Origin of the sequence: Enterobacter sp. Tr-810 (assembly GCF_011752765.1) — a bacterium.
Lineage (GTDB): Bacteria > Pseudomonadota > Gammaproteobacteria > Enterobacterales > Enterobacteriaceae > Enterobacter > Enterobacter soli.
Genome location: NZ_VWWW01000007.1, coordinates 145,638 through 159,094, shown reverse-complemented (window position 1 = coordinate 159,094; position 13,457 = coordinate 145,638). Strand labels below are relative to the sequence as shown.

General features: G+C 56.5%; 13 protein-coding genes. 6 read left to right on the top strand and 7 right to left on the bottom strand.

Annotated elements, in window-relative coordinates:
• Positions 1-36: 36 nt before the first annotated feature.
• The 6 genes from F3J30_RS18690 to F3J30_RS18665 form a co-directional block, all read right to left on the bottom strand.
• On the bottom strand, positions 37-333 hold the full coding sequence (locus F3J30_RS18690; RefSeq protein WP_014068301.1) for a YicS family protein: 297 nt from the start codon (positions 331-333) through the stop codon (positions 37-39).
• An 87-nt stretch (positions 334-420) separates the two neighbouring features.
• Complete coding sequence (locus tag F3J30_RS18685; protein ID WP_166718180.1) at positions 421-1,575, bottom strand: multidrug effflux MFS transporter; 1,155 nt, start codon at positions 1,573-1,575, stop codon at positions 421-423.
• 43 nt (positions 1,576-1,618) lie between these two features.
• Positions 1,619-2,980, bottom strand: coding sequence for a TolC family protein (locus F3J30_RS18680; RefSeq protein WP_166718179.1), 1,362 nt, complete (start codon positions 2,978-2,980; stop codon positions 1,619-1,621).
• A complete protein-coding gene (locus F3J30_RS18675; RefSeq protein WP_014068304.1) occupies positions 2,980-6,090 on the bottom strand; it encodes an efflux RND transporter permease subunit in 3,111 nt (1,036 codons plus the stop codon). The genes F3J30_RS18680 and F3J30_RS18675 overlap by 1 nt, the downstream gene beginning before the upstream one ends.
• Positions 6,090-7,211, bottom strand: a complete 1,122-nt coding sequence (locus F3J30_RS18670; protein ID WP_166718178.1) for an efflux RND transporter periplasmic adaptor subunit — start codon at positions 7,209-7,211, stop codon at positions 6,090-6,092. Before F3J30_RS18670 ends, F3J30_RS18675 begins: the two co-directional genes overlap by 1 nt.
• A 148-nt stretch (positions 7,212-7,359) precedes the next feature.
• Positions 7,360-7,929 carry a helix-turn-helix domain-containing protein gene (locus tag F3J30_RS18665; RefSeq protein WP_014068306.1) on the bottom strand — a complete coding sequence of 190 codons (570 nt, stop codon included), beginning with the start codon at positions 7,927-7,929 and terminating at the stop codon, positions 7,360-7,362.
• Positions 7,930-8,115: 186 nt separating this feature from the next.
• On the opposite strand from F3J30_RS18665, the gene F3J30_RS18660 reads away from it, so the two are divergent.
• Positions 8,116-8,535, top strand: a complete 420-nt coding sequence (locus tag F3J30_RS18660; protein ID WP_166718177.1) for a GNAT family N-acetyltransferase — start codon at positions 8,116-8,118, stop codon at positions 8,533-8,535.
• Here the strand turns inward: F3J30_RS18660 and F3J30_RS18655 are convergent.
• The gene (locus F3J30_RS18655; RefSeq protein WP_014068308.1) at positions 8,532-9,179 is read right to left on the bottom strand and encodes a TetR/AcrR family transcriptional regulator; all 648 of its coding nucleotides are present in this window, start codon (positions 9,177-9,179) and stop codon (positions 8,532-8,534) included. The genes F3J30_RS18660 and F3J30_RS18655 overlap by 4 nt on opposite strands.
• A gap of 93 nt (positions 9,180-9,272) precedes the next feature.
• Here F3J30_RS18655 and F3J30_RS18650 point away from each other — a divergent pair, with 93 nt between their 5' ends.
• From F3J30_RS18650 to F3J30_RS18630, 5 genes are all read left to right on the top strand, one after another.
• The gene (locus tag F3J30_RS18650; RefSeq protein ID WP_211053315.1) at positions 9,273-10,760 is read left to right on the top strand and encodes an MDR family MFS transporter; all 1,488 of its coding nucleotides are present in this window, start codon (positions 9,273-9,275) and stop codon (positions 10,758-10,760) included.
• A 117-nt stretch (positions 10,761-10,877) separates the two neighbouring features.
• Positions 10,878-11,141 (top strand): AbrB/MazE/SpoVT family DNA-binding domain-containing protein, encoded by a 264-nt coding sequence (locus F3J30_RS18645; RefSeq protein WP_166718175.1) that lies wholly within the window; start codon positions 10,878-10,880, stop codon positions 11,139-11,141.
• Positions 11,141-11,539, top strand: a complete 399-nt coding sequence (locus tag F3J30_RS18640; protein ID WP_166718174.1) for a type II toxin-antitoxin system VapC family toxin — start codon at positions 11,141-11,143, stop codon at positions 11,537-11,539. Before F3J30_RS18645 ends, F3J30_RS18640 begins: the two co-directional genes overlap by 1 nt.
• A 187-nt stretch (positions 11,540-11,726) precedes the next feature.
• The gene (nlpA, locus tag F3J30_RS18635; protein ID WP_166718173.1) at positions 11,727-12,527 is read left to right on the top strand and encodes a lipoprotein NlpA; all 801 of its coding nucleotides are present in this window, start codon (positions 11,727-11,729) and stop codon (positions 12,525-12,527) included.
• A 124-nt stretch (positions 12,528-12,651) separates the two neighbouring features.
• A complete protein-coding gene (locus F3J30_RS18630) occupies positions 12,652-13,431 on the top strand; it encodes an MBL fold metallo-hydrolase (RefSeq protein WP_166718172.1) in 780 nt (259 codons plus the stop codon).
• Positions 13,432-13,457: the final 26 nt, after the last annotated feature.

Below are 13,457 nucleotides of genomic sequence, written 5' to 3'. Positions count from 1 at the left end.
CGCAGCGCCACCCGGCGAGAAGCACGTGCCCAACCCTCAATAATCTTCCATACAATCAATCTGCCCGATCGCCGCCCAGTAGCCATCCAGATTGTCGCGCTTCACCGCCGTGATGGCGTTTTTCACCAGCAGCTGATTTGCCTCGGATGACAAAATCATCGCCTGCCACTCTTTATCACTCTGTTTTCGCTGCGGCGTGCAGGTTTTCTTGATGTCTTTTAGCACCTGCTGCTTAATCTGCGCGTCCTTTGCCGGGCTTTCTTCTTCCTGGGCATGAACGAACGCGGCGAACAGCAGGCAAACAATCAGGCAAAAAAGGTGTGCAGATTTCATTGAAACCTCCGGTATTGAGTCACATGTTTCACCTGAAATATATAGTTACATTCACCGTTCCGACTCAAGCCGAAAGTATGAATTTGCTCATTCGCGCGTATGAGTACCGATTACCAGTGCAATGCTATAGCTGACGACCACGGCGAAACTCATTTTCAGCATAGTTTCTCCCCCAATCCCGGCAAGTGGTGCCGCAATCCCGCCGAACAAAAACATCAGCATTCCCAGAATGGCCGACGCCGTACCTGACTCGCGCGCCTCGACCGCGCTCATGGCCTCTGAACCCGCAATGGTGCTGATCCCACTGTTAAACGCGACGGTGAAAAATAGCGCGATCAGCGCAAGCGCTGAGAGGTGCATCCAGGCGAAGAGCAGCGTTAATGCGCCCGCGGCAACGGCCAGCACCAGACCTATTTGCATCAATCCTTCCGAGGGATGGCGGCGGGCCAGACGAGAAAAGATCAGTGCGGAAATAATCAGCCCGATACCGTTTACGCCGAACAACAGACTAAATTGCATGGCGCTCAGGCCATATTCGTTTTGCAACACAAACGATGAGGCACCGATATAGGAAAAAAGTCCCGCCAGCATAAAGGCCTGAATCAGGCAGAAGCGCATAAAACGGCGATTTTTGAGTACCGTTTTAGCCGTGCCCAGCAATGTTCCCGCGCTGGATTTTTCGCTGAGTGATTCACGGATAAACAACTGGCTGGCGACCAACAGCGCCAGACCCGCACCGGCCATCACCCAGAACAGCATCCGCCAGTCGAAGTGTGATGAGATATAACCGCCCAGCACCGGAGAAACCACCGGCGCAATGCCGTTAACCGTCATCAGCAGGGCGAAGAACTGCGTCAGCATCGTGCCGTGATAATTATCGCGGGCGATAGAGCGTGCCAGAACCGAGCCACCCGCCCCGGCAACGCCCTGGACGAACCGCCAGCCAATCAGCGCGTAGATATTTTGCGTGGTGGCACATAGCACAGAAGCCACCACAAACAGCAGCAGCGAAATCAGGAGCGGCATTTTTCGTCCCATGCGATCGCTCAACGGGCCGAAAAAGAGCTGCCCAAGTCCCAGGCCAATCAGCGCCGAAGTCAGCGAAAGCTGGGTTAGCGTGGTGGAGGTATTCAGATGCGTGGCGATCTCCGGCAGCGCCGGAAGATAAAAATCAGAGCACAATGGCCCGATGGCCGTCAGCAGGCCAAGAATCGCTGCAAATGAGAAAGAGAGTTTTGCCATATTGATCTGTCCCGTAGGCCGGGCAAGTGCCCGGCTAACCATGCTAAAGACCGCCACCCAGTGACTGCCACAAGGTGATGCGGTTTTCCAGGTCGGTTTGTTGTAATGAAATCAGTGATGCCTGCGCCGACCACAGCGACCGCTGCGCGGTCAGTACCGTCAGATAATCACCCGCGCCGGCCTGATAGCTGCGCATTGCCACATCCAGCGTTTTTTGCTCGGCGGCCACGTATTCACGCTGAGCATCAAGCTGCTCGCTCAGCGTTTCGCGACGTGCCAGCGCATCGGCCACATCCCTGAACGCGCTCTGGATGGTTTTTTCGTAGGTGGCAATCAGTCCTTTTTTCTCTGCTTCTGCGTAGCGCAGCTGCGCCATGTTGTTGCCACCGCTAAACAGCGGCAGGGTGATGGATGGCGCGAACGACCAGACCTTCATGCCGTGGCTAAACAGGGACGACAGCGAATCGCTGCCCACCCCTGCGCTGGCAGTGAGCGAAATCGTCGGGAAGAAGTTGGCGCGCGCAGCGCCGATATTGGCATTCGCACTCAGCAGGTTATGTTCTGCCTCCTGAATATCCGGGCGGCGCAGCAGTGTGCTTGAGCTGACGCCTGCCGGGATCAGGGTGATGGCGTTATCGCTCAGGCTCTCCAGCGTGCCGGGCAGCAGGTTGTCCGGTACGGTAGCCCCCGCCAGCAGATTCAGGGCGTTTTTGTCCTGCATCACCTGGGTTTGATAACTCGCCACGCTGGCGCGCGCCTGCTGGTAAACGGCCATCGCTGAACTAACGTCCGTGGCCGCCGCAACGCCAACTTGCTGCTGACGCTTCACAATGTTGAGCGAGTTTGCGGCACTCTCCATCGTCGATTTCGCCAGCGCCAGGTTGCTGTTATCGGCGGCGAGGGTAACCCAGGCCGTCGTCAGCTCGCTGACCATCGTCAGGCGGGTATTCTGGGCGGTAAATTCACTGGCAAGCCAGGTTTCACGCGCCGCCCGGGACAGGCTCTGGTTACGGCCGAACAGATCCAGCTCGAAGCTGGATACCGCGCCGTTGGCTTCGTCGCTGGTGGTCACACCGCTTGCCAGCGTGCGGCTGCGGGTGTGGCTCAGTTCCGCGTCCACCGTCGGGAACAGTGACGAACGGGTTTCACCGTACTGGGCGCGGGCGGCGTCGATATCCGCAATCGCTTTTTGCACATCACGGTTACTGTTGAGCGCCATCGTCACCACGCTTTTCAGCCGCGCATCGTTCATCACCTGCTGCCACTGGCTGACCACGGTATTGGCTTCACCGTGTGCGCCCGGCAACGTCGCCGGGACGGGCGCGTCAGGGCGCTGATAAGTTGGATCGAGCGAGACACAGCCAGCGCTCAGCAGGGCTAAGACTAAAACAGAGACACGAAACATTATGATCTCCGGTTTGCGTGTTTACCGGAGAACAGACGTTTCACCAGTACAAAGAATAAGGGGACGAAGAAGATAGCCAGCAGCGTGGCGGCGAGCGTACCGCCGATGATGCCGGTACCGATTGCCACGCGGCTGTTGGCCCCGGCACCGGTTGCCACGGCCAGCGGCGTCACGCCTGCAATAAACGCCAGCGAGGTCATGATGATAGGGCGCAGACGCGTCTGGGCGGCGCGAATGGCGGCGCGGGTCAGGGAATACCCTTCAGCCACTTTCGCCTCGGCGAATTCAACAATCAGAATGGCGTTTTTCGACGACAGGCCGATGGTGGTTAACAGCGCCACCTGGAAATAAACGTCGTTGTTCAGGCCGCGCAGGGTGGCGGCCACGGCTGCCCCCAGTACGCCAAGCGGGATCACCAGTATCACCGAAATCGGCACCGACCAGCTTTCATACAGCGCGGCCAGACACAGGAACACCACCAGAATGGAGAGGGCATACAGGCTCATCGCCTGACCGCTCGCCAGTTTCTCTTGCAGCGACAGGCCGCTCCACGCCCATGTCGTGCCGGATGGCAGGTTGTTGGCCAGCTGTTCCATTTTGCTCATTGCCGTACCGGAACTGGAGCCGCTGGCGTTTTCGCCCTGGATCTCATACGCCGCCGAGCCGTTATAACGCACCAGACTTTCCGGGCCATATTCCCAGCGGGTGGAGGCGAACGCAGAGAACGGCGTCATGGTGCTGTCACTGCCGCGGACATACCATTTGTTAAGGTCGGACGGCACGGCGCGGTAATCGCTATCGCCCTGGATATAGACCTTTTTCACGCGACCCCTGTCGATAAAGTCGTTCACGTAGGTCCCGCCCCAGGCGCTTGAGAGCGTGTCGGTCACATCGCTGAGAGAGAGCCCCAGAGACACGGCTTTGTTGTTATCAATATCCACCTGCAACTGCGGCATCTGCGGCAGATCGTTGGCACGCACGGCGTGCAGGTCGCTATCCTGATTGGCCTCACCAATCAGCTGGTTACGCATTTTGAGTAGGGTTTCACGGTCGGTATTGCCGGCCGCCATCAGCTCGAAGGTAAAGCCGTTACTCTGCCCCAGGCCGTCGACCGCAGGCGGCGTCATGGCAAAGATGGTGGCGTCACGAATGGTGCTCAGATCCTGCGTGGCACGCAGGGCAATCGCCTGGGCGGTGTTCTCTGCGCCTTTACGCTCAGACCAGTTTTTCAGCGAGACAAACGCCATCCCGGCATTCTGGCCGCTGCCGCTGAAACTAAAGCCCTCAACGGTAAAGATAACGTCGGTATTGGCTTTCTCTTTGTTGAGGAACCATTCGCGGACCTGGCGGCTCACCTCTGCGGTGCGTACTGCCGTTGCGCCTGCTGGCAGGGTATACTGCACCATGATTTCACCCTGGTCTTCCGTTGGCAGGAAGCTGCCCGGCAGTTTCAGCATCGCCAGACCCATTGCACCGCAAAGCAGGGCGTAGATGGCCAGCATCCCGCCGGAGCGGCGCAGTGCGCGCAGCACCTTGTTCTGATAGCCGTGTTCGGTTTTGCTGTAGAAGCGGTTAAACGCGCCGAAGAACCCTTTTTTGTGTGGTGGGGTATGACTCAGTACCGAGCCGCAGAGCGCTGGCGTCAGGGTCAGGGCCACCACAACCGAGAGGATCATCGCCGAAATAATGGTGACCGAGAACTGACGATAGATAACCCCGGTAGAGCCGCCGAAAAACGCCATCGGCAGGAACACAGCGGACAGCACCAGGGCAATGGCGACCAGTGCGCCGGAGATTTCACCCATCGATTTTTCGGTCGCTTCACGGGCGGGCAGCCCTTCGTCGCGCATAATACGCTCGACGTTTTCCACCACCACGATGGCGTCATCTACCAGCAGCCCTATCGCCAGCACCATCGCAAACAGCGTCAGGGTATTGATGGAATAACCGAACAGCGCCAGGACGCCAAACGTACCCAACAGCACCACCGGCACGGCCAGCGCCGGGATAAGCGTGGCGCGGATGTTTTGCAGGAACAGGTACATCACCACCACCACGAGGATAATGGCTTCGAACAGCGTCTGGATTACGTCCTCAACCGAGATTTTGATGAACTCGGTGCTGTCTTTCGGGTAGGCAACATCGTAGCCTTCCGGCATCGCGCGTTTAAACTCAGCGATTTTGTTCTTCACCGCCGTGGCCGTATCCAGCGCGTTGGCACCCGGGGAGAGCATCACTGCCATACCCGCTGCCGGGTGGCCGTTCAGTTTCGCGGTTGCGGTGTAATCTTCACTGCCCATCTCCACGCGGGCAACGTCGCTCATGTGCACGACCGCGCCGTTGGACTGGCTTTTCACGATGATATTTTTAAACTGATCGACCGTTTGCAGACGCGACTGGGCGCGCACGGTGGCGGTCAGCTGTTGGGCGTTTGAAGACGGCAGCGCACCGATTTTACCGGCTGATACCTGCACGTTCTGCGCTTCAATCGCGCTTTGCACGTCGGACGGCATCAGCGAGTAAGAGGCCAGTTTCGCCGGGTCGAGCCAGATGCGCATGGCGTATTCAGCACCAAACACCTGCAAGCTACCCACACCTTCAACGCGCGCCAGTGGGTCTTGCACGTTACTGACCATCCAGTCGGCGATATCGGAGCTGCTGGATTTGTCGGTCTTATCGTAGACGCCCATGATCAGCAGGAAGTTACTCTGCGATTTTTCTACCGTGATACCGGACTGCTGCACCTCGGTTGGCAGACGCGATTCCGCCTGCTGGACTTTGTTCTGCACCTGAACCTGCGCGGTATCGGGGTCGGTCCCCTGTTCGAAAGTCACGTTAATGCTGACCGAACCGTCCGAGCTGCTGGTGGAGGTGAAATAGAGCAGGTTATCCAGCCCGGTCAGCTGTTGCTCAATGACCTGGGTAACGCTGTTTTCCAGGGTCTGCGCCGATGCGCCGGTATAGGTGGCAGAGATTTTGACCGATGGCGGCGCAACGTCCGGGTACTGCGCGACGGGCAGCGTGCGGATCGCCAGCATCCCCGCGAGCATAATCAGAATGGCGATCACCCACGCAAACACCGGGCGACGCACAAAGAAACGGGAAAACATCAGGCGTTTCCTCCGTTGTCTTTCATCTCTTCAGCTTTCACTTCCTGACCGGTGGTGACTTTATCAGTACCTTCGACAATAAGCTTATCGCCGGCTTTCAGGCCGCTCAGTACCAGCCATTTGTCACCGTAGGTGTCGCCCGTTTCCAGCTGACGCTGTTCCACTTTGTTGCTGGCATCCACGACCAGCGCGGTGGCGTTGCCTTTGGCATCGCGGGTAATGCCCTGCTGCGGCGCGAGGATCGCATCGTTCATGATGCCTTCATCCACTCTGGCGCGTACAAACATCCCCGGCAGCAGCTGATGCTGCGGGTTCGGGAAGACGGCGCGAAGCGTCACCGAGCCGGTCGATTCATCCACCGCGACCTCGGTCAGCGCCAGGCGGCCTTTTTCGCTGTAGGTGCTACCGTCTTCCAGCAACAGGGATACGCTCAGGGTGTCACTGTTGCTGGCGAGAGTCTGTTTGCGTAAGCGCAGCAGGTCGGCGCTGGAGCGCGTTAAATCAACGTACATGCTGTCCAGACCCCGAACGGTGGCCAGTGCGGTGTCCTGCTGAGCGGTGACCAGTGCGCCTGGCGTGACGGAAGAGATGCCGATACGCCCGGCAATCGGCGCGGTGACGGTCGTCCAGTTGAGGTTAATGCGTGCACTCTCCTGGGCGGCTTTTTTCGACTCCACGCTGGCTTTGTCCTGCGCACAGGTGGATTTTGCGTCTTCCGCATCCTGGCGCGATACGCCGTCGTCTTTCACCAGCTGCGCATAGCGCTGGGCTTTCTGGCAGTCGGCCGTTACCAGCGCCTGCGCCTGTTTCAGTGCTGCGGCGGCTTCATCGTAAGCGGCGCGATAGCTTGAGGGATCAATCTGATACAGAGCTTGCCCGGCTTTAACGGTATCGCCTTCGGTAAATAGCCGCTTCTGGATAATGCCGCCGACCTGTGGGCGCACTTCGGCGCTCATGGCGGCGGTGGTGCGGCCGGTCAGTTCGCTGACCACCGATACCGGCTGGCTCATCAGGGTGACAATGCCCACTTCCGGGAGGGGGCGCTGGGGAGCAGATGTTTGCGCATTATCGCACCCCGTCAGGAGGAATAATGCCGCGATGGAGGTTGTTATGGCTTTCATAATGTTTTTCCAGGGTGAACGATGCCTGCCCTGTTAATCGCTTAACAAGGAGGAGGGCTATTTAAAGGCACAGCGATACCGCATCTCCGGCAGCGCCGGAAATGTAAAAACGAGAAATTACTTATCTCTTTTAATTATTCACATACGACTACTTCGCAGTGAAAAGCATATTTAAAATATCCTGATAAATGGGCTGTAACTGTTCTGATGGTACTTTTAAAGGTGTTAATCGACGGTATATGGTGCCCTCGATCATCACGGCGGTGATCTCCACGCAGCAGCGGATATGTTCGTCACTGAGGTGGGGAAATTGCTTTTTCAGGTGCGTACAGGCGTTGGCAAACATGCGGGCTTCGGCCTCGATAAGCATGGTCGCCACCTGTGGGTTGCGTGTTGCTTCGGCGGACATTTCGAGCATCAGCGCATCGTCATCTTCGTTAAGCGTCATGCGTGAGGCGAGGGCTTCCGGCATCCCTTCAACCAGCGTTTTGCCCTGCATCTCTTCAATGCGCGAGTCGATAATGCGGCGGATCATCTCTTCGATAATCGCGTCTTTGTTACTGAAATAACGATAGATTTGCCCGACGCTGAGCTTCGCCTCGCTGGCGATTTGCGACATGCTGGCCGCGTGAAATCCGCTGGCGCGAAAGCAGCGTCGCGCCGCAGTGATGATCTCGTCCTGGCGTATTTTTTGGCGTTCTGCAAGCGTTGGGCTCATCGTCGGTTACCGTGAAAAAGTGAGAATGATCGTTCTCATTATACGTTTTAAGAGCGTATTGGAAAGAGTTTTTTTATTTACATATTGAATGAATATTTCCAGATAAAAAGAATGGAGGAATTAAGGAGTTTCTGTGAAGGAAAGGCTGTGCGATATTAAGATTGCACAGAAAATAAGGAGAACAATATGCACCTGAGCACGACCGATAATGTCACGCAGCAAGAGAAAGACGAGTTATTAACGGGATTAAGAGCCTACAACGGGCAATTTTTGGATCTGACGACCTTTAGCGGTGATATTGGCGTTTTCGTGCGAGACGATAAAGGCGCAATGTTGGGCGGGTTAATCGGTGTACGTAAAGGCGACTGGTTAAACATCGATTTTCTGTGGGTCAGCGATAGCGTGCGGGGTTCCGGCGTGGGTAGCCAGATTATCAAAACGGCAGAAAATGAAGCCCGACGCAAAGGCTGCAAGCACGCGCTGGTGGATACAGCCAGTTTTCAGGCGCGCCCGTTCTATGAAAAGCAGGGATACCAGCTACAGATGTCACTGCCGGACTACCCGTATCCGGGAATGCAGCGGCACTACCTGACCAAATCCCTCTAACCACCTATCCCGTGGCCGATCACTGCTAAGGCATGACGCACAATGATGTCCGGCGAGAGGGCTTGTAGCCTCTCGTCATTGCGCATCCGCGAGAAGGGCACCAGCACCAGGCTCAGCAGCGTGGTGAACAGTAGCTCCGGCGCAAGCTCACGATTCAGTTTTCCTTCCTGCTGCCAGCGTGTGATGGCGGTCAGCGTCGTCTGATATTTTTCGTCGCCAAATCGCGCGTGCAGATGCGTGCGCAGAACCGGCATCTCGCCAATCACTTCCTGCATCCACAGCGGCGCAAACCAGTGGTGTTGCCCGGCCAAATCGGCCAGAGCCTGTACCATCTGCGTCAGGGCATTCACCGGGGTGTCCGGGTTTTCGGCGAAAATAGCACTGATTTTGCTGCGTAGCGGCAGGAAACGTTCCTCAATCATCGCATCAAGCAACTGTTCCCGGGAGTTAAAGTAGTAGTGCAGCATCGCAGGCGTCACGCCCGCTTCTTTCGCAATCGCGTTCAGCGACGTATTGGCAATCCCCTGCCGGGAAAAGAGATGCAGCGCGATATCCAGCAGCTGCTCGCGGCTGGCGGTAACACGTTTGCCACCGCGCGGACGGCCAGGGCGGCGGGGTTCAGAATTGTCCTTTTGTGCTGACATGGTCACAGTATCTCTTGATCTTATTCATCACTTACACAAATATTAATTATCCAATTAATTAATTTCAAGTGATGTCTTATGGAGTCCGACGTAATGGCTCAAACTGCGCAAAAAGCGCCGTCGATAAAGCTGCTGTTCAGCGCGCTGCTGCTGGTGATGCTGCTTTCTGCGCTGGATCAGACGATTGTCTCCACGGCGCTGCCGACCATTGTGGGTGAACTGGGCGGGCTGGATAAGCTTTCCTGGGTGGTCACGGCCTACATTCTCAGCTCTACCATCGTGGTGCCGCTGTACGGCAAATTTGGCGATCTGTTTGGCCGGAAAATCGTCCTGCAAATTGCGATTGTGCTGTTCCTGGCAGGCTCCGTGCTGTGCGGGCTGGCGCAAAACATGACCCAGCTGGTGCTGATGCGCGCCCTGCAAGGGCTGGGGGGCGGCGGGCTGATGGTCATCAGTATGGCCGCCGTGGCGGACGTTATTCCGCCTGCCGAGCGTGGACGTTATCAGGGGCTGTTTGGCGGCGTGTTCGGCCTGGCGACCGTCATCGGGCCGCTGATTGGCGGTTTCATCGTGCAGCACGCCTCCTGGCGCTGGATCTTCTACATCAACCTGCCACTGGGACTGTTTGCTCTGCTGGTGATTGGTGCGGTCTTTCATGGCAGTGCCCGGCGCAGCAAGCACGAGATTGACTACCTGGGGGCGATTTACCTCAGCATGGCGCTGCTGTGTATCATTCTGTTCACCACTGAAGGCGGGACAATCCGCCAGTGGAACGACCCGCAGCTGTGGTGCATTCTGGCTTTTGGCCTGACGGGGATCATCGGGTTTATCTACGAGGAACGCCTGGCCTGGGAGCCGATTATCCCGCTGTCGCTGTTCCGCGACCGCAGCTTCCTGCTCTGTAGTCTGATTGGTTTTATTATCGGGATGTCGCTGTTTGGCTCGGTGACTTTCCTGCCGCTCTATTTACAGGTGGTGAAAGACGCCACCCCAACGCAGGCCGGTTTGCAGCTGATCCCGTTGATGGGTGGCCTGCTGCTGACCTCGATTATCAGCGGGCGGATCATCAGCCATACCGGGAAGTATCGCCTGTTTCCGATCCTCGGCACGCTGCTGGGAGTGGTCGGGATGGTGTTGCTGACGCGAATTTCGATTTACTCTCCGACCTGGCAACTGTACCTGTTCACCGGCGTTCTGGGGATGGGGCTTGGGCTGGTGATGCAGGTGCTGGTGCTGGCGGTGCAAAACAGCGTGTCGGCAGATCAGTACGGTGTGGCGACCTCGGGTGTCACGCTGTTTCGTTCCATCGGCGGGGCGATTGGCGTCGCGCTGTTTGGCGCGGTGTTCACGCACATGCTGCAATCCGGGCTGATGGACCGTTTACCGGAAGGGGCTAACCTGCCGCGCTCACTGGATCCGACCGCCATTCATCACCTGCCTGAGACACTGAGGCTGGATTATCTTGATGCCTTCGGCTCGGCTATCCACGCCGTGTTCCTGCTGGCTGCGAGCATTATGGTGCTGGCATTTGTGCTGTCGTGGTTTTTACGTGAAGCGCCGCTGCGACGCCGTGAGGCGTGAGGTTAGCGGTTCGTCTATTTGTTGCGAGTCGCTTTCCTAATTTGAAAGGTCACGCTTGTCTTCCCCTCTGGCGCTGGCGCATGATTTGGCCTGGTCAATAAATCGACAGAGGTTGCAATGGAGCGCAAAGCAAAACTGTTTAAAAAGGGGCGAAATCAGGCCGTTGTCCTGCCTGCGGAATTCGCATTTGATACAGAGAATGTTTATATCCGTCGGGATGAGCAGGGGAATGTTGTATTGACGGCAAAGATTGCTCAGGAAAAAAGCTGGGATAATTTTTTCCGGTTACTGGAAAACACGACAGTGCCTGATTCATTTTTAAGTCGGGAGGAGAGAAACCAGGGCATTACAAAAAGAGACCCTCTGGATGGGGTTTGTTAATGAAGCATATGCTTGATACAAATATTGTGAGTCATTTATTTAAAAAACATCCAGAGGTGGTCACCCGTATGGCTTGCCTGATGCCGGGAGATGTTTGTATTTCGAGTATCACGGAGGCGGAATTACTCTATGGTGCTGATAAGAAACAGAACTGTGGGCTGAAAGAAACCATCCTGGAATTTCTTAAAACCATCACCATTTGTCACTGGGACAGTGACGCCGCAGCCATTTACGGCAAACTGCGTGCAGACATGGAAAAGCGCGGAAAAGTGATGGGCGATCTCGACCAACTGATTGCCGCACACGCGATCAGCAGGGGAACCACGGTGGTCACTAACGATCACGCTTTCGCGATGGTGCAGGATCTTACGGTAGAGGACTGGACTACCGTTGCCTGACCCCACGCCCGGTGGCGCTACGCTTACCGGGCCTACAACGACCACTCACGGAGGCCGGGTAAGCGCAGCGCCACCCGGCAAAAAAACCGTATATAACTTATCCTTCTTATTGATTCCTTTTCGGTTTTTAGCCCGCCGCTTCGTTGTCGATATAGTCATCAAAACGTTTATCAAAAGTAACTGTCTGGTGAAATTTCGATTGGGTGCTCTGGTTCTCGCGGGCCTGCTGCTGGCGGGTTGCGATCAAGGTGGCAGCGATGCCAAACACATTAAAGTCGGCGTGATTAACGGCGCGGAGCAGGATGTGGCGGAAGTCGCCAAAAAGGTCGCAAAAGAGAAATATGGCCTGGATGTCGAGCTTGTGGGCTTTAGCGGCTCGCTGCTGCCAAACGATGCCACCAACCACGGTGAACTGGATGCCAACGTCTTCCAGCACCGCCCGTTCCTGGCAGAAGATAACAAGGCGCACGGCTACAAGCTGGTGGCGGTAGCCAATACCTTCGTCTTCCCGATGGCCGGTTATTCCCGCAAGATAAAATCCGTGTCTGACCTGAAGGATGGTGCGACCATTGCCATTCCGAATGATCCGACCAACCTCGGCCGCGCGCTGTTGCTGCTGCAAAAAGAGAAGCTGATTACCCTCAAACCAGACGTGGGCCTGTTGCCGACGGCGCTGGATATCACCGCGAATCCCAAAAACCTGAAAATCATGGAGCTGGAAGGGGCGCAACTGCCGCGCGTGCTGGATGACCCGAAAGTCGATGTCGCCATTATCAGCACCACCTATCTCCAGCAAACCGGGTTGTCACCGGTGCATGACGGGGTATTTATCGAAGACAAAAATTCACCGTACGTGAACATTGTGGTGACGCGTGAAGACAACAAAGACGCCGAGAACGTGAAGGAGTTTATTCAGTCGTATCAGTCACCTGAGGTGGCGAAAGCGGCAGAGACTATCTTTAACGGCGGCGCGGTGCCGGGTTGGTAAGCTGTCTGGCGGGGAAACCCGCCTTTTCACATTGACCCGATTCCATCGATCATCGCCCTTTAGCCCACATCGCAACACGGCTCCTCTGGCTATTCTCCTTATCACACCAACCGGAGGATAACCCATGAACATCACCCACATTCGCAATGCCACCCAGCTGATGACCTACGCCGGAAAACGTTTTTTAATTGACCCGATGCTGGCACCAAAAGGCGCGTATCCCGGTTTTCCTGGCACGGCGCGCGCAGACATCCGCAACCCGATGGTCGAACTGCCCGTTGACGTAAAAACGCTGCTGGATGCCGATGCGGTGATTGTCACCCACACCCATGACGATCACTGGGATCAAGCGGCCATTGAGCTGATCGCCAAAGACAAACCTGTCTACGTGCAAAACGACAGCGATGCCGCGCTGCTGCGCAGTCAGGGGTTCACCCACCTGACGGTGATGACCGAAGAGACGGCCTTTGGCGATATCCGCATCGCAAAAACCCACGGCGGCCAGCACGGTACCGATCGCGCTTACGCCGTGCCAGAGCTGGCAGAACGTCTGGGCGAAGCCTGTGGTGTGGTCTTCCGCCATCCTGACGAAAAGACGCTGTACATCGCAGGCGATACCATCTGGCGCGACGAGGTGGCGGCCGATCTGCAAAAACACCAACCGGATGTAATAGTACTGAATGCCGGTTACGCGCATGTACTGGGTTTCGGGCCGATTATCATGGGTGAGCAGGACGTGCTGAACGTCCATTTCCTGTTGCCGCAGGCGCAGATTGTGGCGGCCCATATGGAGGCGATCAACCATTGCCTGTTAACGCGCCACGCACTGCGTGAGTACGCCGAGGCCAATCAGTTCAGTGATGTGCTGAGCATTCCAAAGGACGGCGAAAGCGTTATATTCTGAATACCACCAGGGGAAAGGAGAGACCG